Genomic DNA, 21244 nt, shown 5'->3' on the forward strand with positions numbered 1-21244 from the left:
CACCGCCCGCGTTCCCGCACTACCGTGGATCCCCCCGCATCCACACCCCGGCGCACGCAGGTTCTCCGCACAAAAGATGCCAAATCGCTATCGGTCCAGCGCCCGCTCGGCACATCACACTGGGAAGGTGTCAGCCATGCACCTGACCAACAGCGCGCCGCCCGTCACCCCGCGTAGCCGCCACTTCCCCCGGTACGTGGCGCTGACGGCCGGTTGCGCCCTGCTGTTCGGCGTCCTGGCGGCCCTGGTGCAGACCGGCTGGGAGCCGCTCGCCCGGCTCGACCACGCGTGGATCGACGGCATGCACCGCTACGCCCGGGAGAGCACCGTCTGGACGGCCTCGGTGCAGACGCTCTCCGACATCGGCGGCACGATCACCATGCGGACGCTGCTCGGCCTCACCGCGGTCTGGCTCTGGCTGATCGGCGCCCGGGTGCTGGCCGGCTGGGTGGTGGCGCAGACCCTGGTCGGCTGGGGTGCGCAGTGGGCGCTGAAGCTCTCCTTCGACCGTCAGCGGCCGTCCTTCCCGGACCCGGTCTCGCACGCCGGCGGCCCGGCCTTCCCCTCCGGGCACGCGATGGCCTCCACCATCACCTGCGCCGTCCTGGCCTGGCTGCTCTGGTCGCAGACCCGGCGCGGCGGGCGGACCGCCGCCTGCACCGTCGCCGTGCTGACGGTGCTCACGATCGGCTGGACGAGGATCGCCCTCGGGGTGCACTGGCCGAGCGACGTGCTGGGCGGGTGGCTGGCCTCCGGGTTCGTGCTGGGCGCGGTCACCGTCGCCGTCGAGCTCTGGCGGCCCGGCGCCCTCGCCCGGGACGTCCGGCGGGTCAACTGGCGGACCAGGCCGAGGGTCCAGCGCGTCCTGGTCTCCCCGCCCCGTCCCGCCCCCTACGACCCGTCCTTCGACGACTCCGCCGAGCGCCCGGACGGCGCGGCCGGCTAGCACCGGCGCGGTCCCGCGCCGGCCGTGCACAGCCGCCCGGGCCCCGGGGGCGCCCGGCCCCGTCACGGCGCGTGCAGCGCGTCGACCACCGTCATCCGCCCCACCCGGCGGGCCGGCAGGACGGCCGCGGCGAGGCCGGTCAGCACGGTGAGCGCCAGGGCCGCGAGCACCAGGAGGACCGGCGGGCCGCCCACCGTGCCCAGGGTCGAGGTGACGGACCTGGCGGCCGCCCAGCCGTAGCCCAGGCCCAGGCCCGTACCGACCAGGGCGCCGGCCAGCGCCAGCAGGAGCGCCTCCAGGGTGAGCATCCGGCGCAGCTGCTGCCGGGACATCCCGATCGCCCGCAGCATGCCGATCTCCCGGGCGCGCTCGTCGACGCCGAGCATCAGGGTGGCCGCGACGCCGAGCCCGGCGATCGCCACCGAGAAGGCGAGCAGGGCCATGCTGATCAGCATCATCCGGTCCAGCAGCGAGCGCAGGGTCTCGGCCTGCGCGGCCGTGTCGGTGACGGTGACCTGCGGCTGACCGTCCAGGGCCCGGTCCATCGCCTGCCGGGCGGCGAACCGGTCGGTGCCGGCGGCGGGGCTGATCCAGAGCGTGGTGACGGCCGCCGCCGGGGCGAGCCGGTCCAGGGTGGCCGGGGTGACGAAGAGGACGGCCCCGTTCTGCAGCGTGAACGGCAGCCGGCTGCGGCCGGACTCGATCCGCAGGGTGGTGCCCGGTGCTCCCGCCGTGCCGGCGACCCGGTGAGCGCCGTGCTCGCCGGGGCCGGCCGGACCGTCGTCGCCGAAGCCGCTGAGGGCGGAGCCGTCCGCCAGCGCCCGGGCCTGGCCGGCCCCGTCGGTGGACGGGCTGAGCAGCGCCGGGTCGGCCGCGGCCACCAGCGTGCTGCGGCCGTCGATCTCCAGTGCGGCCGAGCGGACGGGCGTGACGCCGAGCGTCCGCTCCCGCCCGAGCGCGGCGAGCGCCCCGGCCGGCAGCGGGGCGCCGCCGGGGGCGGTCACCGAGAAGACGCCCGGCTGGCGGGCCGAGACCGCCGGGACCAGGGAGTTGGAGGTGATCTCCAGCGCGGTGACCGCGCTCACCATCACCGTCACCCCGAGCAGCAGCGCGGATCCGGTGGCGCCGGTGCGCCCCGGGTTGAGCCGGAGCTGCCGGGTGGCGAGCCCGCCCGCCGTTCCGCAGAACCGCCGCACCGGGACGCCCAGCCCTGCGACGACGGCCGGGAGCAGCCGGTGGCAGAGCCGCAGGACGCCGAAGAAGCTGCTGATCGCCCCCAGGGTGACCGCGAGCAGCGACAACGGCGGCCCGGTCGTCACCCCGGCCGCCAGCAGCCCGGCGCCCGCCGTCAGCAGCAGTACGGACAGCACCGTCGCGCGCACCCTGGCGCCGCCGGTGGGGCCGGCGACGCCGCCGAGCGCCGCGACCGGCGGCACCGCCGAGGCCGCCTTCGCCGGGCCGCGCACGGCGAGCACGGTGAGCAGCACGCCGAACAGCCAGGCCAGGACGCAGGTCACCGGGGACGGCACGAGCGAGAGGTGCACCGGCCCGAGGTCGGCGGTGCCGGCCAGCACGGTGCCGACGCCGCAGAGCCCCGCCCCGAGCAGTACCCCGGCGGCCGACGCGCCCGCCCCGAGCAGCAGCCCCTGGCGGCGGATGAGCCGCCGGACCTGGGCCCGGTCGGCGCCCACGCAGCGCAGCAGGGCGAGCCGGCGGGTCCGCTGGGCGAGCACGACGGAGAAGGTGTTGCCGACGACCATGCGGGCGACAGCGAGGGCGATCAGCACGAACGACAGCGCCGCGATCAGCACCACCCCGTAGAGCGTCCGGCTCTGCCGGGTCGCCTCGGCGACGGAGGCGTCGTGGGTGCGGACCTCGACCCCGCCGCCGAGGGCCTGCCGCAGCGCCTCGGCGGTCCGCGCGTGCGAGGCGCCCGGGGCGAGGCGCAGGTCGAGCGAGGTGGTGGCGACCCCGGTCGCGTACTGCGCCACCGAGCCGTCCGGCACCGCGACGACCGGTCGTCCGGCGAAGCCGGGCGCGCCCCGGCCGTCCAGCGTCCCGGCCAGCCGGACGGTGCCGGTGGTGCCGTCCGCCCGGGTGAGCCGGACGTCCGAGCCGGGCCGGGCGTCGACCCGGCGGGCGGTGTCGGCGTCGAGCAGTACCTCGCCGGGGCCGGCCGGCCACCGCCCGTCCTTGAGCAGCTGCCAGCGCAGCGCCGGGTCGGCCGCGACCGAGCTGATCACGGCCGCCTCGTCCAGCGGGCGCCCGGCGGGGGTCAGCACCCCGCCCCGGCCGGCCAGCCGCGCGGACACCGCGGCCACCCCGGCCACCTGCCGGGCCCGGTCGGCCACCCCCGGCTCCAGCGGGCCCCGCGCCTCCGGCGCCGTCACCTGGACGTCGGCGGGGCCGACCTCGGAGGCGGCGCTCTGACTGAAGGAGTCGACCAACGCCCCGCTGCCGCTGACCGAGGCGATCAGGAAGGCCACCCCCAGCGCGATCGCCGCTCCGGTGAGGGCCAGTTGCCGCAACTGCCCGCGAAACTCGGCCAGGGTGTATCGGTACGTCGTCATGGCCCCTCGGATCAACCGCCTGACCAGCCGTGATGCTCCGTCAGGATCATGATCGAGCCTAGGTCCGCCCCGCCCCCGCCCCTGTCGGCATGACGTCGCGTTCCCGGTCACCCCGGGAGCTGACGCCGCCCACCGCCGTCTCCTCCTCCAGAGGTACGCGACCCTGACGAAAAAGCCCCGGACCATGGCGGTCCGGGGCTTTCCCTCGGGTCGTTCCTTCTGTGCCCCAGGCAGGATTCGAACCTGCGACACCGGCTTTAGGAGAGCCGTGCTCTATCCCCTGAGCTACTGAGGCGCACTCGGTGGACAGCGTACCGGATCCGCGGTGGGGCGGGTGTTGGGGTTTCCGCGGTGCGCGGGCGGGTCCTGCGCCGGGTCGGCGCCCGGGACGGGGGGGGGAGCGGGGGTGGCGCCCTGAGGGGCGACTGCCGACTGGGTGTCAGACGGCGTCCAGTAGCCTGCGAGGGACTGCCCGCACCCGTCCGATCACGAAGGCCCCCGATGAGACCAGCTGCCGCCCCGCACCCGGCTCTCCGCCTGCTCGGGCAGGTCTGGTTGTGGCCGGCGCTGGCCATGCTCTGCATCGGCGGGTACCGGCTCGGCACTCCGGAGCTCTGGCGGGACGAGGTGTCGACGTGGACCGCCTCCACCCGGCCGCTCGGCGACCTCTTCCGGCTGCTCCAGCACATCGACGCCAGCAACGGCGCCTACTACGTGCTGATGCACGGCTGGACCGCGGTGGCCGGCGACTCCATGATCGCGCTGCGGCTGCCGTCGGTGCTGGCGATGGCCGGCGCGGCGGCGTTCGTGGCGCTCACCGCGCAGCGGCTGTTCGGCGGCCGCGTGGCGGCGGTCAGCGGCGGGCTGCTGTTCGCCGTGGTGCCGATGATCTCCCGGTACGCCCAGGAGGCCCGCTCGTACGCGCTGGTGACCTGCGCGATCGCCGCGGCGACCTGGCTGCTGCTGCGCGCGCTGGAGCGACCGACCTGGAGGCGCTGGGCGCCGTACTGCGTGGCGATGGCGGTGGCCGGGGCGGGCCACGTGATCTCGTTCAGCACCCTCGCCGGGCAGCTGGCGGTGGTGGTGGCGCACCTGTGGCAGGCCCGCGGCGCGGTGCGGCGGCGGCTGCTCTGGCAGTACCCGCTGGCGGTGGCCGTGGCGACGCTGCCGGTGCTGCCGGTGCTGCTGCTGGGCAGCCGGCAGTCCGGGCGGCAGCTGGGCTGGATAGGCCGGCCGGGCCTGACCACCCTGCGGCACTTCGGCGAGGCGCTGTTCGGCTCGGCCGGGGTGTTCCACGTCTTCGCCCTGCTCGCCCTGCTGGTGCTGGTGCTGCCCGGGCGGCGGCTCCCCGCGGTGCAGCTGCTGCTGCTCGCGGTGCTGCCGGTGGCCTCCGTCTGGCTGGTGTCGCAGGGCAGCACCTCGTACTTCATCGACCGGTACCTGCTGTTCACGGTGCCGGCCTGGGCGGCGCTGGCCGGCGGCGGGGTGCGCGCGGTGTACACGACGGTGGCCGCGGCCGCACGGCGCAGCCGGACGCCGGGACAGGTCCGGGCCGCCGGGGTGCTGCTGGCGGTCGGGCTGCTGGCGGTGCCCGCGGTGGAGGCGCTGCCCACGCAGTCCGAGGTGCGGGACCCGGGCTCGCACTCCCTCTCCGAGGCGCCGTACCGGGCGGCCGCCGAGCTGATCGCGGCCGGCTACCGGCCCGGGGACGGCCTGGCGGCCCCGCTCGGCAACCAGAGCTGGGCGATGGTCGGACCGGGCGTCGCCTACTACCTGCCGGAGGGCGTCCACCCCTACCCCGTCTTCGTCGAGCGCAGCGCGGAGCAGGCAGAGGACCTCTTCCCCTCCGCCTGTCCGCGGCCGGCCGAGTGCGTGGGGCAGGCGCAGCGGATATGGCTGTTGGTGCTCGGGGACACCGCCGAGCCGCTGGCCGCGATGCCCGACGACCAGGCGCAGGCGCTCAAGGCCCGGTACGGCACACCGAGCCGGGTGACCCCCCTCGGCGGCGTGACGCTCGCCCTGCTGGACCGTTCCGCCCGCTGACCTGCCGCCTCACCGGCCGCGCGCCCGCGCCCCGCCCGGGGCCGCCCGGATGCGGGCGCGCGGGGGCCGGGTGACCATGGAGCACGGCGTTCAGGGCGCGCCCCTGCCCGCCCGCCCGTCCACGGCCGCGACTGCACCAGGAGGACGAGCCCGTGAGCGAGCAGCCGCCCGGGCGGATGGCCCGGTTGAAGGGCCGCTCGGCGGCGCTGGCCCGGCACGCCCGCGCGCTGCCCGAACAGGTGCCACTGGTCGGCCGGGCACTCGGCCAGCTGCTGCGGCTGAACCTGCTGGACAACGCCACCCGGTTGGCCGCCCAGGCCTTCCTGAGCGCGCTGCCGGCGCTCTTCGTGCTGGCGGTGTTCGCCCCGGCCGCGATCCGGGACGGCGTGGTGCACACGCTCCGCCAGGAGCTGGGGATCCAGGGATCGGCCCAGCAGTCGGTGCAGGCGCTGCTGGAGAGCAGCAAGGACCAGGAGTCCGGTTACGGGGTGATCGGTGTCCTGATGACGCTGCTGTCGGCGACCGCGCTGAGCCGGGCGATGCAGCGGGTCTGCGAGCGCTGCTGGGAGATGCCCAAGTCCGGGACGCGGCTGGCGGCCTGGCGGTGGCTGGTCTGGCTGCTGGTCTGGCTGATCGCCCTGGTGCTCCAGAGTCCGATCCGGAGCGGTTTCGGCCTGGGCCTGTGGCTCGGGATCCCGCTGACCTTCCTCACCGCGAGCGGCATGTGGTGGTGGACGCAGCACCTGCTGCTGGTGGGCCGGGTGCGCTGGCTGCCGCTGCTGCCGGGATCGCTGCTCTGCGGGGTGGCGGTGGTCGGCCTCGGGGTCGCGTCGCGGATCTACCTGCCGGGGGCGATGTCGCGCAGTGTGAGCCAGTTCGGGCCCTACGGGGTGGTCTTCACCGGGCTCTCCTGGCTGATCGTGATGTTCACCGCGCTGACGCTGGCGATCGCGCTGGGGCGGGTGGTGTCCGAGGAACCGCAGTTCACCGAGTGGCTGGGCACCCGCACCGAGCCGGGCCGCTGGGGCGGTGTCCGGCTGTAGGCCCCGCTCCGGGCGGGCGACCCCGGGTGACTTCGAGCGGTGGCCCGGGTGATTCCGAGCGGGCGGCCCCGGGCGGGTGACTTCGGGCGCACACCGGGCCAGACATGAGGACGGAGTGGGAAGTCGGACCGGCCGACTTCCCACTCCGTGCGTGCTGTCCCTTCCGGCGACGCCTCCGGTCAGAGCATCCGGGTCAGCCTGGAGAGGATGGACGGCGGGGCCAGGTCGGACTGGAGCAGGACCGGGACCTCCGTCTTGTCGTCACCCGCGCCCAGGCTCAGCGTGCCGACCTGGGTACCGGCCTTGGCCTGGTGGCCGAGCTTCACCGGGTCCAGGGTGAGGGTGCCGGTGATGCCGGGGAACCCTGCCGCGACGAGCTCCTTGCCCGCGACGACCGGGACCGTGCCACCGAGGCCGTCCTCGACCCGGGCGACCACGTCGCCCTGCTTGGCGATGGTCTGCCCGGTCACCGCGTTCTGCGCCGCCTGGATCTGCTTGCCGCTGACCTTCAGCACCGTCGGGAGGATCCCGTCGGAGGTCGCGGGGGAGGTGGCCTGCTGGCCCAGGGTGACGCCGAGGATCAGCCGCTTCACGCCGCCGACCTCCTTGTAGGCGGCCCACATCAGGCAGCCGCCGGCCGGGGTGCTGGAACCGGTCTTGACGCCGATGACCCCGTTCTTCGCGTTGATCAGGGTGTTGGTGTTGAAGATCTTCTGCCCGTTGAAGTTGGTGTCCGGGGTGGAGACGATCTGCCGGAAGATCTCGTTCTGCATCACCTGCTCGGCCAGCTTCAGCTGGTCCTTCGCGGTGCTCTTGGTGTCCGGGCTGTAACCGGCCGGGTCGGCGTAGACGGTGTTGTTCATGCCGAACTTGGCGGCGGTGTCGTTCATCTTCTTGACGAACGCGTCCTCCGAGCCGACGTCCCAGCGGGCCAGCAGCCGGGCCACGTTGTTGGCCGACGGCAGCATCAGCATCTCCAGCGCCTGGTACTGGGTGAGCTGCTGGCCCTCCGCCAGGGTGACCCTGGACTCGTCGCCGTTGCCGGACTCCTGGGCGGCCTGCTTGTCGACGGTGATCTTCGGGCCGCTCTCCCCCTTCTTCAGCGGGTGCGACTGGAGGATCAGGTAGGCGTTCATGACCTTGGTGACGCTGGCGATCGAGGCCGGCGTCTCCGGACCGGAGCTGCCGAGGCTGCCGACGCCGACCACCTCGGCGGCCGACTGGCCCTTGGCCGGCCAGGCGAGGTCCACCTGGTCGCCACCGAAGGTGAAGCTGCCCGCGGCGGTCAGCTTCACCTTCGAGTCCGGCAGCGGGCGGAGCAGCTGGGCGACCACGACCGCGCCGAGTACGACGGCGAGGAAGACGGTCCAGATGGTGATCCGCTTGAGCGCGCGGCGCAGCGGCGAGACCGGGCGGGCGTTGAGCGCCGCCAGCACCTCCATCGCCTCGGCCGTCGTCGCCGGTCCGAGCATCGGCTCGGTGATGCGCAGCGGATCAACCGGAAGGGCTTCGGTGATGGCCGCCTCCGGGACGGCCGGCGGTACGGGGACGGGCAGCGGCTCCGGCTGCGGCAGCGGCGGGGCCGGCGGCACCGGCTGCGGGTCCGGGACGGGGAGCGGGGCGGGAGCGGGCGCCGGCCCGGGCTTCGGGGCGGGCGTGGGCTTCGGCAGCGGTTCCGGCCCGGGAGTCGGCTCCGGCTCGGGGACGGGCGCGGGCTCCGGGTGGGGCTCGGGCCCCGGCTCGGGGACGGGGGCCGGCTCGGGCGTCGGCTCCGGCTCGGGGGGCTCGGGAACGGTGCCCGAGCCGGGGGCGGCGGGCTGCACGGGAGTCGCGGGAAGCGCGGCGGCAGCGGGAAGCGCGGCGGCGGCCTTCGCGGGGAGGGGCTTCTCCAGCTTCTCGGCCTTCGCCGGCTCCGGCTTCCCGGACTGCTTGTCCGCCGACTCCTGGGCGGCCTTCACTGCAGGCTTCTCTGTCGGCTTCTCCGCCGGCATCTCCACCGGCTTCTTCGCCGACTCGTCCAGCGCCTTCGCGGGTGCCTTCTCCGCTGCCTTCTCCACTGCCTTCGCGGCCGGCTTCTCCGCTGCCTTCTCCGTCGGCTTCGCAGCCGACGCGGCGGTCCGAAGGGCGAGACGCGGATCGTTCCCGGCCGGCCGGCCGGAGACCCCGCCGGATGCGCCACCCTTCACGGGGGCATCGCCGTCGGCACCGGCGGACCCTCCGTCAGCTGCGGACTCGTCACTCTTCGGGGCGGGTGACGTCAGCTCCGGGGGGAGCCGCAGGGCGGTGGTCGCGTTGTCGACGGGCAGCCGGAGCATCGTGGTCACCGTGTCCACATCCCGGACCCGGAGCTGCACGGTGGAGCCGGCCCTCGCCGTCCCGGACGGCGCCTCGGCCGACCCGCCGTCAGCAGCGTCCGCCGCATCCACGGCGCCCGCGACGTCCGAGGCGTCCGAGACGTCGGCGCCGCCGGAGACATCGGCGGCACCGGCGGCACCGGCGGCGGCATCGGCCGTACCGGCTGCCTCCTGGACGCCGTCACCGTCCGCCGGGCGCACCCGTTCCCCACCCCGATCGCTCGCCCGCTCGCCGTCCCGCAGCACCCTGTCGGGGGACTCGCCCACGTAACCCAGCCTCCTCAACGCCCGGCGGGGCACCGGCAGACCCGATTTCGGGAAGCCGACGCCCCGCCCCGTGTACCTGTACAGTCTCCGCCACCGACGGAGGTTCCGGCCGCCCACACCCCGCCCGACCGGCGGTTATTGCCGCCGCACGGCCGCACCGCGGCCCGTTCACCCGTCAGACGCCGGGCCTGGCGCCGCCGGTTCCCCGCCTCGTACGCAAGGTCACGATTCGGAGGCGTACTCGACAAGCCCGTGTGAGAGGCGTCACGCTGTTTCCCATCCACGCGGGGAGGCTTGGATGGGCAAGAGCCGCAGAACTATTCCCGAGGAACTCTTGCTGCTCGCCTTGGACCCGACCACGGGTACCACGGCGCAGCCGCAGACCCTCGACCTCGGACTTGCCGGGGCGCAGCTCGTCGAGCTGTCCCTGGCCGGACGGATCGTCCCGGAGGGCGACCGGATCGCCGTCGTGCTGCCAAGGCCGACCGGCGACCCGACACTGGACCACGCACTGGAGTTGCTGCGCCGACGCGGCAGTCCGGTCCGTGCCGCGCACTGGATCGGCGGGCCCCGGCTGGGGCTGCGGCAGACCTATCTGGCGCACCTGGAGAGGTGCGGCATGGTCACGGCCGTGCCGGGCCAGGTGTGCGGGGTACTGCCGACGACGCGCTACCAGGCGTCCGACGACTGCACCAACGCCGCGATCAAACAGCGGCTGGACACCGCGATCCGCACCGGCGTGCCGCCGGACCCGCGGACCGCGGCGCTCGCCGCCCTGGCTCACTCGGTGGGCCTGGGCAAGCATCTGTACCCGGGCAACGAGGGCCGGTCCTCACGGTCGCGACTGCGCGACCTGATCCGGTACGACCCGCTCGGCGGGATGGTCGCGCACGCCGTGATGGACGTGCAGAACGGCCTTCCGTCCCAGCAGAACCGTTCACCCCAGGGAGGCAGCGGCACCCCTGCCGCCGCGGGCCGTCCCGGTCAGCGGGCGTCGGGCCGTGGCGGGGCCGCCGGCCGGGTCGTGGCGCCCCGCGTGGGCGTGCGCTGACGCGGACCGGCACGAGCGGGCGACACCGCAGGACCCGCACCGCAGGACCCGCACCGCAGGGCCCGCACGGCAAGGCACACGGCACCGCAGGCACCGCAGGGCCCGCGCCACCGGCCGGGCCCGCACCACGGCACCACAGCACGCGGCACGGCGCTCGCCGCACCGCTCGCGCCGCCACCCGGCGGCGAGCAACCAGCAGCACGGAGGGGCGGTCGCCCGCGACGGAAGTCGCCGGGCGGCCGCCCCTCCGCCGTCCCCGGAGCCCGGCCGGACCGCTCCACGGAGCCGGGACCGGGCCCGCCCCGGCACGTGCCACCAGCACTTGTGCGGGCGTCGGCGGCGCCCGCACCACCACCGCAGAAGTACCGGATCGAGCCGCAGAGCCGCCTTACCACTCGTGGGTGCCCGCTGTCTCGCCGAAGCGCTTTTCCGATGATCTGTTCTACTGCGCTCCTGCGATTCCCCGGCGCCGACCTGATCCAAGGTGACATGCTGCTCCAAGTCAGGGGGGTTGGTCCCAATTTCCACAGTGTTCCGAGGACTGCCGTTCCAACGATCACCAGAGGTCCGGCCGGAGGTCGACGTGTCCGCGAACATCAATCCCACCGTCCGTCGCAGGCGTCTGGGCTCCGAACTGCGCAAGCTGCGCGAGGGCCTGGCCATGACGGCGGAGGAGGTGGCCGGCCGGCTGATGGTCTCCCAGTCGAAGATCAGCCGGCTGGAGAACGGACGCCGCAGCATCAGCCAGCGCGACGTCCGCGACCTCTGCGACGTCTACAACGTGACCGACGAGGCGATGCGCGCCAGCCTGATGGAGATGGCCCGGGAGTCGCGGCAGCGCGGCTGGTGGCACGACTTCAACGACATGCCCACCCCCTACAGCGTCTACATCGGCCTGGAGGCCGAGGCCTCCTCGATCCGCGCCTACGAGTCCTCGTTCGTCCCCGGTCTGCTCCAGACCGAGCAGTACGCCCAGGCCGTGGTCGAGGGCACCCAGCCGGACACCGACGCGCTCGCCGTCCAGCGCCGGGTGCAGGTCCGGATGAAGCGCCAGGACCGCGTCAACGGCGAGAACCAGCTCGGCAGCCTCTGGACCGTCATAGACGAGGCGGTGCTGCGCCGCGAGGTCGGCAGCAAGGCCGTGATGGCCGATCAGCTGAAGCACATGCTGGAGCTCAGCCAGCGCCCCAACATCACCATCCAGGTGATCCCCTTCGAGCACGGCGCCCACCCCGGTATGACCGGGACATTCTCCCTGCTGGAGTTCCCCGAGTCAGCCGATTCCACGGTTGTCTACTTCGAAGGGGTGACGAGCGATCTCTACCTGGAGAAGGACGCGGACGTGCGCCGCTATACCAGTCTCTACGACCACCTGCGGGCGGCCGCGCTCGGGGTGGCCGAGAGCCGGTCACTGATAGCCAACATTGAAGAGGGATACCACGCATGAGCACCACCTTCGAGAACGGGACCGCCTGGCGTAAGAGCAGTCACAGTGGCGGCAACGGCGCCTGTGTGGAGATCGCCACGCCGGCCGCTGACGCTGTGGCGGTCCGGGACTCCAAGGATCCGCAGGGCCCTCAGCTGCACTTCTCCGCCGAGGCCTGGACGGCGTTCGCGTCCGCTGCCGGAGCAGGGGCGTTCGGCGACCTCTGATCCGCGTCCACCGTTCTCGGCCGGTTGCCCGTGGCGGAGCCCGTCGCCTCCCCCGGCGGCGGACACCGCCACGGGCAACTGCGTGTCCGGGGCACTCGACGTGCCCGGGGCACTCGACGCGGCCGGGACGTTCCAAGCGGCCGAGGCGTTCCGAGCAACCGGGTGTTCGAGGCAGCCAGTACGGCCGAGGCAGCCGGACGATCAGCGCAGCACGGGGTAGCGCGCAGACCAGGCGGCGCCCTCTGCGGTGTCCGGGCCGTGCAGCTCGGGCCCGTGCATCAGCTCCAGGACGAAGTCGTCGGCCAGCTCCAGCAGCGCCCCGCGTCCCTCCAGACCGGCCACCAGGCCGGGCGGCAGCGCGGTGTCCCCGTGCAGCACCCCGAGCAGGTTGCCGCAGATCGCGCCGGTGGAGTCGCTGTCCCCCGAGTGGTTCACCGCCAGCAGCAGGCCCGAGCGGATGTCGTGGGCGACCAGCGCGCAGTAGAGCCCGATCGCCAGCGCCTCCTCGGCGACCCAGCCCTCCCCCAGCGCCTCGACCCGTTCCGCGGACGGCTCCCCGGCCCGGACCGCGTCCAGCGCCGCCCGCAGCGCCGCCGTGGTCTCCTCGTGCGCCGGCCGCTCGGAGAGCAGTGCCAACGCCAGGTGGACGCCCTCCTCCAGGGTCCCGCCGCGGGCCGCGGTCTGGACGATCACCGCCAGCGCGCCGGCCGAGAGGTAGCCGGTGGGGTGGCCGTGGGTCAGCACCGAGCACTCCACCGCCAGCTGGAACACCAGGCTCGGCTCCCAGGTGGTGAGCAGCCCGAACGGCGCCGCCCGCATCACCGTGCCGCACCCCTTGGAGTGCGGGTTCTTGGGTGCCTCCAGGGTGCCGAGGCGCTCGGCTTCCGGCCCGGAGAGGCCGGAGAGGCAGGCCTGGCCGGGGGCGCGCTGGGCGTACAGCCACTCCTCGCGGCCGAGCCAGCCGAGGTCGGCCCGCCGCTCGTCCGGACCCCAGTCCCGCTGGGTGGCGGACCAGCGCAGGTAGGCGAGGTGGAGGTCGGTGGGCGGGTGCCAGCTGCCGGTGTCCCGGCGGATGTGGGCGCGGATCAGCCCGTCGACGGTGAAGAGCACCATCTGGGTGTCGTCGGTGACCGCGCCGAGCCGCCCGTACGCGGGGACGTAGCCGGTGACGCCCTGCGGGCCGTGCACCGCCCGGATCTTCTCCAGCGACTCGAACTCGATGCCCGCGCCGAGCGCGTCACCGATCGCGCCGCCGAGCAGACAGCCCCGCACCCGGCTGCGGAAGTCCTGCTGCTGTGCGCGTGACCAGAGTGGCATCACGACGGGGCGCCTTTCGTCCGGGGAACGGCGGCGCGACGGAAGCCGGTCGCGCGCCCTCGCACTGTATTCGAATGGCCGAACAAGTCGAGGGGTTCCCCGGAACACCAGTCTTCAACAGAATGTTGCTGCCGCGCCACACGCCCGCCACGGACCACCACCCCGCGCTCCCTACCGTCCCGGGCCATGACCATCTCCCGCACCCGCCTGGCCACCGCACTCGCCCTGACCGGCGCGCCGGCCCTCGGCACCCCGGCGCTCGCCGTCGCCCTGCGCAGCCGGCTGCCGGCCGGCTGACGTCCGGCCCGGCCGCCCGCCGAACCCGGACCGGGGCCGGGGCCAGGGCCGGGGCCGGGGCCGACGGGCCGTCACTCGCAGGTGTTGCCCATGGTGTGGGGGCCGGACAGCACGTTCACGGCGTTGAACACCTCGCCGACGGCGAACAGCCCGGCGGCCACGGCCAGTACGCCCCCGGCGACCAGCAGGAGCGGACTCCGCGAGGACCGCGCCGCGACCCACCCGGCCGCGACCGCGGCCGCGGTGCTCAGCAGTGGCGCCATCACCGCCGCGGCGACCGCCGGCCCGGCCAGGCTCCCCACCTTGGCGCAGTGCTGGAGCGGTCCCCCGATCTCACGGTGGTAGACGTCCCCCGCGTACGCCGCGAAGCCCCAGCCCAACACCCCGGCGACCACCACCGCCGCGAGTACGCCCCACCGGCCGTTGCCGCCCCTGACCGCTGCCGTCCCCACCGCGTCCCCCGATCCTCGTGGCGGCCCGAGGCCCGGACCGCCACGACGGGGACGCGGATTCCGGCGGGTCCGGTTCCGGGCCCGCCGGCCGGGCCGGCCCTCGGCTCAGTCGAGCACCGGCAGCAGCTCCGGCAGGTGTCCGTCCGAGGCCAGGGCCGCGGCCTGCCGCTCGGCGGGGACCTCGCTGTAGGTGGTGGTGCGCTGCCGGTGCGGCCGGCCCGCCGCCTCGGCGATCGCCTGGAGGTCCCGGACGGACTTGTAACTCCCGTACGCCGAACCGGCCATCCGCGAGATGGTCTCCTCCATCAGCGTGCCGCCCAGGTCGTTGGCGCCCGAGCGGAGCATCTCGGCCGCGCCCTCGGCCCCCAGCTTCACCCAGCTGGTCTGGATGTTGGGGATGTGCGGGTGCAGCAGCAGCCGGGCCATCGCCACCACCGCGCGGTTGTCCCGGGCGGTCGGCCCGGGCCGGGAGATGCCGGCCAGGTAGACCGGCGCGTTGGTGTGGATGAACGGCAGCGTCACGAACTCGGTGAAGCCGCCGGTCCGTTGCTGGATCCCGGCGAGCAGCCGCAGGTGCCCGAGCCAGTGCGCCGGGGTGTCCACGTGCCCGTACATCATGGTGGACGAGGAGCGGATGCCCAGCTCGTGCGCGGTGGTGACCACCTCGACCCAGGTGGCGGCCGGCAGCTTGCCCTTGGTCAGCACCCAGCGGACGTCGTCGTCCAGGATCTCGGCGGCGGTGCCCGGGATGGTGTCCAGGCCGGACGCCTTGGCCTCCTGGAGCCAGTCGCGGATGGAGAGCCCGGTCCGGGTCGCCCCGTTGACGACCTCCATCGGCGAGAAGGCGTGCACGTGGATGCCGGGCACCCGTTCCTTCACCGCCCGCGCGATGTCGAAGTAGGCGGTGCCGGGGAGGTCCGGGTGGATGCCGCCCTGCATGCAGACCTCGGTGGCGCCGACCTCCCAGGCCTGCGCGGCCCGGTCGGCCACCTGCTCCAGCGAGAGGGTGTACGCGTCCGCGTCGGTGCGGCGCTGGGCGAACGCGCAGAACCGGCAGCCGGTGTAGCAGACGTTGGTGAAGTTGATGTTCCGGGTGACGCAGTAGGTGACGTCGTCGCCGACCGCCGAGCGGCGCACGTCGTCGGCGATCCGGCAGAGCGCGTCCAGCGCCGGGCCGTCCGCGTGGAACAGGGCCAGCGCCTGGTCGTCGGTCAGCTGCACCGGGTCGTCGGCGGCCACCGCCAGGGCCTCCCGCAGGTCGCCGGCCAGCCGCTCGGGCGCGCCCTTGGCGAGCACCTGCTCGCGCAGCACCTCCCAGTCGCCGTAGACGTCCTCGAAGTCGGCCCGGCGGTCGCCGGTGCGGCCCTCGGAGTCGATGGCGGTGTGCAGGTCGGTCCGCCCGTACGAGGCCGGGAGGTCCTCCGGTTCCTGCCAGGGGAGCCCCCGGACGACCGCGTCCGGGCGGGCCAGGCCGGTCTCCGGGTCGGACAGCGCGCGGACGTGCGGCAGCACCCGCGGGTCCAGCCAGGGCTCGCCGTTGCGGACGTACTCGGGGTAGACGGCGAGGCGCTCGCGCAGCTCGAATCCGGCCGCCGCCGACTGCTCCGCCAGCCGGTCGATCTGCGGCCAGGGGCGCTCGGGGTTCACGTGGTCGGGCGTCAGCGGCGAGACCCCGCCCCAGTCGTCGATCCCGGCGCCGATCAGCCGCCGGTACTCGCCGTCCACCAGGTTCGGCGGCGCCTGGAGACAGGCCGACGGGCCCATGATGTGCCGGGCCACGGCGACGGTGGCGACCAGCTCGTCCAGCTCCGCGTCCGGCATGCCGCGCATCGCCGTGTCCGGCTTGGCGCGGAAGTTCTGCAGGATCAGTTCCTGGATGCCGTGGTAGGCCCGGGAGATCCGGCGCAGCGCGAACAGCGACTCCGCGCGCTCCTCGTAGGTCTCGCCGATGCCGATCAGGAGCCCGCTGGTGAAGGGGACGGAGCTGCGCCCGGCATCCTCCAGCACCCGCAGCCTGACGGCCGGCTCCTTGTCGGGCGAGCCGTGGTGCGGGCCGCCGGGCTCGCTCCACAGGCGGGTGGCGGTGGTCTCCAGCATCATGCCCATGGACGCCGAGACCGGCTTGAGCCGCTGGAAGTCCGTCCAGCTCAGCACCCCGGGGTTGAGGTGCGGCAGCAGGCCGGTCTCCTCCAGGATGCGGATCGACATCGCCCGGACGTACGCGATGGTGTCGTCGTAGCCGTGCGCGTCCAGCCACTCGCGGGCCTCGGGCCAGCGGTCCTCGGGCTTGTCACCGAGGGTGATCAGGGCTTCCTTGCAGCCGAGTTCGGCCCCGCGCCGGGCCACGTCCAGCACCTCGTCCGGGGACATGAACATCCCGTGTCCGGCCCGGCGCAGCTTGCCGGGGACGGTGGCGAAGGTGCAGTAGTGGCACTTGTCGCGGCAGAGCCGGGTGAGCGGGATGAAGACGCTCTTGGAGTAGGTGATGACACCGGGCCGGCCCGCCGCCTCCAGGCCCGCGTCGCGCACCCGGGCCGCGCTCGAACAGAGGTCCCGGAGGTCCTCCCCCCTGGCTTGGAGCAGGACCGTCGCCTCGGCCGCGTCCAGCGCGACACCGTCCCGGGCACGGCGCAGGGCGCGCCGCATCGCGTTCGCAGTCGGGGTGTTGGTTGCATCCATGGCGCGACCCTACGCCAGTTCTCGTACATCCGGAGGAGACAACCCTGAGGACGCATCAGGGTCGGCTGCACCCGGAGGGCGACCCCTATCTGGCCCTGGAGAGCGATGACCCGGGCCGCCCGGCGCCGTGTAATGGAGGTGCAGAGGAAGTCGGTCACGGCTACGGAGGGGTAGGACACTCATGACGGACGACAGGGCGGCCGAGCGGGACGGGGAGGGCGCCGCGGTGCCGTACCGGGCCGGGCGGCGCACCGCGGTGCGGGTGGCGGTACCGGTGGCGGTGGCGGCGGTGATCGCCGCGGGCGTGGGCCTGGTGCCGGCGCTCGCGGCCGACTCCCCGCCGGACCTGCCGGCGCTGACGGCGGAGCAGGTGGTGGCGAAGGCGCTCGGCTCGCAGGCGCAGACGCTCTCGGGCACGGTCTCGGTCTCCGCGGACCTCGGGGTGCCGAGCGAGCTCCTCGGGGCCGGAGCCGGCCTCACGGCCGGTGGCGGAGGGGTCGGCTCGGGCGGTACCGGCGGCTCGAAGCCGTCCGCGGCCTCGCCGGAGGCCAAGCTGACGCAGCTGCTCGGCGGCGAGCACACCCTGCGGGTCGCCGTGGACGGCCCCGACCGCCAGCGGATCGGACTGATCCAGCAGCTGGCCGGGTACGAGCTGGTCCACAACGGCGACCAGGTCTGGGCGTGGGACAGCACCAGCAACGAGGCCGTCCACCTGACGGCCCCGCAGGGCTCCCGCCCCGACGGGCACGGCGGTGACGGGCACGGTGGCAAGCCGCCGCTGACCCAGGTGCCGGCCACCCCGCAGGAGGCCGCACGCCAGTTCCTCGCGGCGGGCGCGGGCAGCACCACCGTCACCGTGGACGGCACGGCGACCGTCGCCGGGCAGAAGGCGTACCAGCTCAGCCTGAAGCCCGCCCGGTCCGGCTCGACCATCGGCGAGGTGCGGATCGCGGTGGCCGCCGACAACGGCGTGCCGCTCGCGGTGCTGGTCAAGGGCACCGACGGCGGCAAGGTGTTCGACGTCCACTTCACCGAGGTGTCGTTCGCCAAGCCGGCCGCCAAGACCTTCGACTTCACGGTGCCCAAGGGCGCCAAGGTGACGGAGCAGAAGGCCGGCGACGCCGGGAAGGCCCCGTCCCGGGAGGAGGCGGAGAAGGCCGCCGCCGGGCTGAACGTGGTCGGCGACGGCTGGACGGCCGTGCTGAGCGGCAAGCTGCCCACCGGCGACGTCTCCGTCCCGGCCGAGGGCGCGAAGGGCAGGCACGGCAAGGGCGGCGAGACCCGGGTGCAGAACCCGCTGGCGCTGGTGAAGTCGCTCGGCAAGCCGGTCGAGGGCGGCTCGCTGATCAGCACCAAGGTGCTGAACGTGCTGGTCACCGACGACGGCCGGGTCTTCGCGGGCGCGGTGACGCTGCCGGTGCTGCAGAGTGCGGCCGGGGTGAAGTAAGTGACCCAGGCTCCTGTAACGGGGGACGTTACGGAGCCGGCCGGGGGCCGGGGCGCGGCTGCGCGCCCGGCCCCCGTGGCCGTTCCCGGTGCTCCCGCCGTCTCCTCCGCTTCCTCCGCCTTCTCCGTTTCCTCCTCCACCTCCACCACCTCCTCCGCCTCCACCGCTTCTCCCGCTTCCTCCGGGGCCGACGACGTGATCAGGACCAGCGGCCTGACCAAGCGGTTCCGCGGCGGCCAGCTCGCCGTGGACGGGCTGGACCTGACGGTCCCGCGGGGCTCGGTCTTCGGCTTCCTCGGCCCCAACGGCTCCGGCAAGACCACCACCATCCGGATGCTGATGGGCCTGATCGCGCCCACCGCGGGCGTGGCCACCGTGCTCGGCGAACCGATGCCGCAGTCCGTCGGCACGGTGCTGCCCCGGGTCGGCGCGCTGATCGAGGGCCCTGCGCTGTACGGCTTCCTCTCCGGCCGGGACAACCTGGCCCGGTTCGATGCGGCCGATCCGACCGCCGACCCGCGCACCCGCCGGCAGCGGGTGACCGAGGCGCTGGAGCGGGTCGGCCTGACGGCCGCCGCGGGCAAGAAGGCCCGGGCCTACTCGCTGGGCATGAAGCAGCGGCTCGGCCTCGCCTCGGCGCTGCTCCAGCCCCGCGAGCTGCTGGTGCTCGACGAGCCGACCAACGGCCTCGACCCGCAGGGCATGCGGGAGATCCGGGCCCTCGTCCGGGAGGTCGCGGCCGAGGGCACGACGGTCTTCCTCTCCTCGCACCTGCTGGACGAGATCGAGCAGGTCTGCACCCACGCCGCGGTGATGTCGCGCGGCCGGCTGCTGGTGCAGGGCACCGTCGCCGAACTGGCCGCCCGGGCGCAGGGCCGGCTGGTGGTCCGCACACCGGACGTGGCGCAGGCCGCCGAGGTGCTGGCCGCCCACCACGTCGCCGGCCTGCAGAAGGGAGAGGGCCGGGTGGACGGCGGGCTGGACGCGCCGGCCGACGACGTCCTGCCCGGGATCTGCGCGGCGCTGGTCGCGGCCGGGGTGCGGGTGCACGGCTTCGGTGTGGAGCGGGGCACGTTGGAGGACGCCTTCGTGGCGCTGACCGGGGAGGGATTCGATGTCGCAGGTTGAGGCGACGGGGGTGGTGACCTCCCGGGCGGCCGGGCGCCGGCCGCAGACGGCGGCCGGGTTCCTCGCGCTGTTCCGCAGTGAGCTGCTGCTGACCTTCCGCCGGGTGCGGACCGTGGTGCTGCTCGGCATCCTGGCCGTGCTGCCGGTCCTGATCGGCGTGGTCGTCAAGATCGAGACGGACGGCCCGAGCAGGGGCGAAGGGCCGGCGTTCATCGCCCAGGTGACGCAGAACGGTCTGTTCCTGGTCTTCACCGCGCTCGCGGTGTCGCTGCCGGTCTTCCTTCCGATGGCCGTCGGCGTGGTCGCCGGGGACTCGGTGGCCGGCGAGTCGGCCGGCGGAACGCTGCGCTACCTGCTGGTCGCACCGGCCGGGCGGACCAGGCTGCTGGCCGCCAAGTTCACCGCCGGGCTGGCGTTCTGCCTGGCCGCGACCCTGACCGTCGCCCTGGCGGCGCTGGCCACCGGTGCGGCGCTGTTCCCGATGGGCGAGGTCACGCTGGTCTCCGGGGAGACCATCGGGGTCGGCCCGGCCCTGCTGCGGGCGGTGCTGGTCGCCGTCGTGGTGGCCGCCTCGCTGTCCGGGCTGGTCGCGATCGGGCTCTTCATCTCGACGCTCACCGGCAGCGGCATCGCGGCGATGGCCGCCACCGTCGGCCTGGTGATCACCGTCCAGATCCTGGACAGCTTCCCGCAGCTGCACGCCGTCCAGCCGTTCCTCTTCGCCCACCACTGGCTGAGCTTCGGGGACCTGCTGCGCGAACCGATCTACTGGGACGACGTGCTGAAGAACCTGGGGCTCCAGGGTGCGTACGTCGCGGTCTTCGGTTCGGCGGCGTGGTCCCGTTTCACGAGCCGGGACATCACGGCCTGAGGGCCTGCCACCGGCCGGCGGGCGACGGGGCGCCACCGGCGGGGCCCCACCCGCGGGGCCCCGCCGGCCGCCGGTGTCAGCGGGCGGTGGCGGCGGCTTCGGCCGGGACGATGGCGTCAGCCGGGGCAGTGGCATCGGCCGGGGCCGTCCGGGCCAGGGCGGCCGCCCGCTCCACGCGGTCGGCCCGCACCCGGCGCAGCGCGTCCCAGGTGAGCAGCGCCAGCGCCGCCCAGACCAGGGCGAAGCCGGCCCAGCGGGCGGGCGGCATGGACTCGTGGAAGACCGCGACACCGATCAGGAACTGGAAGACCGGCGCCAGGTACTGCAGCAGCCCGAGCACGGTGAGCGGCACCCGGACGGCCGCCGCGCCGAAGAACAGCAGCGGGATCGCGGTGATGACCCCGCTGAGCATCAGCAGCCCCGAGTGCCCCCAGCCGTACGAGCCGGCCACGGTGTGCCCGAAGGTGCCGCGGCCGGTGATCTCCAGGTAGACCAGGTAGCCGAGGGCGAAGGGGAACATGAAGGCGCTCTCGGCCGCCAGGCTCTCCAGCCCGCTCAGCCCGACCTTCTTCTTCAGCAGCCCGTAGGTGGCGAAGGAGAACGCCAGGGTCAGCGCGATCCACGGCAGCCGGCCGTACCCGACCGTCAGCACCACCACCGCGAGGGCACCGACCCCGACGGCCGCCCACTGCGCGGGCCGCAGCCGCTCCTTCAGCATCAGCACGCCGAACCCGATGGTGACCAGCGGGTTGATGAAGTAGCCGAGGCTGGTCTCCACGACGTGCCCGGCGTTGACGCCCCAGATGTAGACGCCCCAGTTGACCGAGATCACGGCGGCGGCCCCGCCCAGCATGGCGAGGCGGCGCGGCTGGCGCAGCAGCGGGCGTATCCAGCCCCAGTGCCGCTGGACCAGCAGCAGCAGCACCACGGAGACCAGCGACCAGACCATCCGGTTGGCCAGGATGTCGTCGGCGGCGCCGGGCTCCAGCAGCGGCCAGAACAAGGGGAAGAGCCCCCAGATCCCGTACGCGGCCATGCCGGACCAGAGCCCTCTGCCGGCCTCCTGCTGGGTTGTCTCTGGCATTGACGGCCTGCCCTCCGCGCGCACGTGTGTCGAGGCGACGGT

15 protein-coding genes and 1 tRNA gene are annotated in these 21244 nt (G+C 74.3%); 9 read left to right on the top strand and 7 right to left on the bottom strand.

Annotated features, from left to right (window positions below; genetic code table 11):
• Window positions 1–136: 136 nt before the first annotated feature.
• A complete protein-coding gene (locus C2142_RS15730) occupies window positions 137–946 on the top strand; it encodes a phosphatase PAP2 family protein (protein WP_162002480.1) in 810 nt (269 codons plus the stop codon).
• A gap of 62 nt (window positions 947–1008) precedes the next feature.
• Here the strand turns inward: C2142_RS15730 and C2142_RS41580 are convergent, their stop codons facing one another.
• A complete protein-coding gene (locus C2142_RS41580; protein ID WP_162002481.1) occupies window positions 1009–3516 on the bottom strand; it encodes an ABC transporter permease in 2508 nt (835 codons plus the stop codon).
• Window positions 3517–3738: 222 nt separating this feature from the next.
• Window positions 3739–3811: transfer RNA gene (locus tag C2142_RS15740), tRNA-Arg, on the bottom strand.
• A gap of 206 nt (window positions 3812–4017) precedes the next feature.
• Between C2142_RS15740 and C2142_RS15745 the strand changes: the two genes are divergently transcribed.
• Together C2142_RS15745 and C2142_RS15750 are read left to right on the top strand one after the other, a co-directional pair.
• The gene (locus C2142_RS15745; RefSeq protein ID WP_148643227.1) at window positions 4018–5559 is read left to right on the top strand and encodes a glycosyltransferase family 39 protein; all 1542 of its coding nucleotides are present in this window, start codon (window positions 4018–4020) and stop codon (window positions 5557–5559) included.
• Between the two features lie 152 nt (window positions 5560–5711).
• Window positions 5712–6602 (top strand): YhjD/YihY/BrkB family envelope integrity protein, encoded by an 891-nt coding sequence (locus C2142_RS15750; RefSeq protein ID WP_241002606.1) that lies wholly within the window; start codon window positions 5712–5714, stop codon window positions 6600–6602.
• A gap of 179 nt (window positions 6603–6781) precedes the next feature.
• Here C2142_RS15750 and C2142_RS15755 read toward each other — a convergent pair whose 3' ends face one another.
• Entirely contained in the window at window positions 6782–9223 is a 2442-nt protein-coding gene (locus tag C2142_RS15755; RefSeq protein WP_153882783.1) for a D-alanyl-D-alanine carboxypeptidase, read from the bottom strand.
• A gap of 298 nt (window positions 9224–9521) precedes the next feature.
• Here C2142_RS15755 and C2142_RS15760 point away from each other — a divergent pair, with 298 nt between their 5' ends.
• The 3 genes from C2142_RS15760 to C2142_RS15770 all read left to right on the top strand — a co-directional run bounded on the left by C2142_RS15760 (window position 9522) and on the right by C2142_RS15770 (window position 11927).
• Window positions 9522–10274 (top strand): GPP34 family phosphoprotein, encoded by a 753-nt coding sequence (locus C2142_RS15760; protein ID WP_148643228.1) that lies wholly within the window; start codon window positions 9522–9524, stop codon window positions 10272–10274.
• A 583-nt stretch (window positions 10275–10857) separates the two neighbouring features.
• A complete protein-coding gene (locus C2142_RS15765; RefSeq protein ID WP_148643229.1) occupies window positions 10858–11721 on the top strand; it encodes a helix-turn-helix transcriptional regulator in 864 nt (287 codons plus the stop codon).
• A complete protein-coding gene (locus tag C2142_RS15770) occupies window positions 11718–11927 on the top strand; it encodes a DUF397 domain-containing protein (RefSeq protein WP_148643230.1) in 210 nt (69 codons plus the stop codon). The genes C2142_RS15765 and C2142_RS15770 overlap by 4 nt, the downstream gene beginning before the upstream one ends.
• 201 nt (window positions 11928–12128) lie before the next feature.
• On the opposite strand, the gene C2142_RS15775 is transcribed toward C2142_RS15770, so the two are convergent.
• From C2142_RS15775 to C2142_RS15785, 3 genes are all read right to left on the bottom strand, one after another.
• On the bottom strand, window positions 12129–13244 hold the full coding sequence (locus C2142_RS15775; protein ID WP_148643231.1) for an ADP-ribosylglycohydrolase family protein: 1116 nt from the start codon (window positions 13242–13244) through the stop codon (window positions 12129–12131).
• A gap of 368 nt (window positions 13245–13612) precedes the next feature.
• Window positions 13613–13993, bottom strand: a complete 381-nt coding sequence (locus C2142_RS15780) for a hypothetical protein (RefSeq protein ID WP_148643232.1) — start codon at window positions 13991–13993, stop codon at window positions 13613–13615.
• Window positions 13994–14098: 105 nt separating this feature from the next.
• Window positions 14099–16672 carry a bifunctional FO biosynthesis protein CofGH gene (locus C2142_RS15785; RefSeq protein ID WP_148643233.1) on the bottom strand — a complete coding sequence of 858 codons (2574 nt, stop codon included), beginning with the start codon at window positions 16670–16672 and terminating at the stop codon, window positions 14099–14101.
• Window positions 16673–16853: 181 nt separating this feature from the next.
• On the opposite strand from C2142_RS15785, the gene C2142_RS15790 reads away from it, so the two are divergent.
• From C2142_RS15790 to C2142_RS15800, 3 genes are all read left to right on the top strand, one after another.
• Window positions 16854–18119: a DUF2092 domain-containing protein gene (locus C2142_RS15790; RefSeq protein ID WP_148643234.1), complete on the top strand. Its 1266-nt coding sequence runs from the start codon at window positions 16854–16856 to the stop codon at window positions 18117–18119.
• 195 nt (window positions 18120–18314) lie between these two features.
• Window positions 18315–19247 (top strand): ABC transporter ATP-binding protein, encoded by a 933-nt coding sequence (locus C2142_RS15795; RefSeq protein ID WP_241003206.1) that lies wholly within the window; start codon window positions 18315–18317, stop codon window positions 19245–19247.
• On the top strand, window positions 19234–20118 hold the full coding sequence (locus tag C2142_RS15800; protein ID WP_148643236.1) for an ABC transporter permease: 885 nt from the start codon (window positions 19234–19236) through the stop codon (window positions 20116–20118). Before C2142_RS15795 ends, C2142_RS15800 begins: the two co-directional genes overlap by 14 nt.
• Before the next feature lie 76 nt (window positions 20119–20194).
• Here the strand turns inward: C2142_RS15800 and rarD are convergent, their stop codons facing one another.
• The gene (rarD, locus tag C2142_RS15805) at window positions 20195–21202 is read right to left on the bottom strand and encodes an EamA family transporter RarD (protein WP_148643237.1); all 1008 of its coding nucleotides are present in this window, start codon (window positions 21200–21202) and stop codon (window positions 20195–20197) included.
• Window positions 21203–21244: the final 42 nt, after the last annotated feature.

Source organism: Streptomyces sp. CB01881, from assembly GCF_002953255.1.
Classification (GTDB): Bacteria; Actinomycetota; Actinomycetes; order Streptomycetales; family Streptomycetaceae; genus Kitasatospora.